This window comes from Vibrio sp. 378 (genome assembly GCF_033339435.1).
In genome coordinates this window covers 1-555 of record NZ_JAWOUO010000990.1, presented here as the reverse complement: position 1 = coordinate 555, position 555 = coordinate 1, and the positions used below count along the sequence as shown (strand labels likewise).

Genomic DNA, 555 nt, shown 5'->3' with positions numbered 1-555 from the left:
CCTGTTCTCATTGCAATACATGCACAAGATTGTGGATGGCCTGATTCGCGAAAATGACGGTCGTCGCGTACCTGTTACGCTATTTACTAAGAATGGCGGTATGTGGCTAGAGCAAATCGCAGCAACGGGTTGCGATGCAGTTGGTCTAGACTGGACGATCAATATTGCAGATGCGAAAGCGCGTATCGGCGATAAAGTGGCACTGCAAGGCAACATGGACCCATCTATGCTTTACGCTTCACCTGAGCGCATCCGTGAAGAAGTAGCGGGTATCCTAGAAGGTTTTGGTGATGCTGGTACAGGTCACGTATTCAACCTAGGTCATGGCATCCACCTAGATGTGCCGCCAGAAAACGCGGGTGTGTTTGTTGAAGCGGTACATGAGCTATCTAAGCCTTACCACAAATAATCTCGATTTATTGAAATCCAATACCGGCCATCAGTGCCGGTATTTTTTTACCTGAAATTTGAATTGTACAGCTTAGTAAGCATTTGGCCTGTCATGATCTAATTACTATCTAAGCTGTACAATAAAAATTAAAGTCAATTATAAAC

1 protein-coding gene is annotated in these 555 nt (G+C 44.7%); it reads left to right on the top strand.

Annotated features, from left to right (window positions below):
• Positions 1–409 (top strand): uroporphyrinogen decarboxylase family protein (locus R7Q48_RS29965; protein WP_318134039.1); only part of this gene is annotated, 409 nt, incomplete at its 5' end.
• Positions 410–555: the final 146 nt, after the last annotated feature.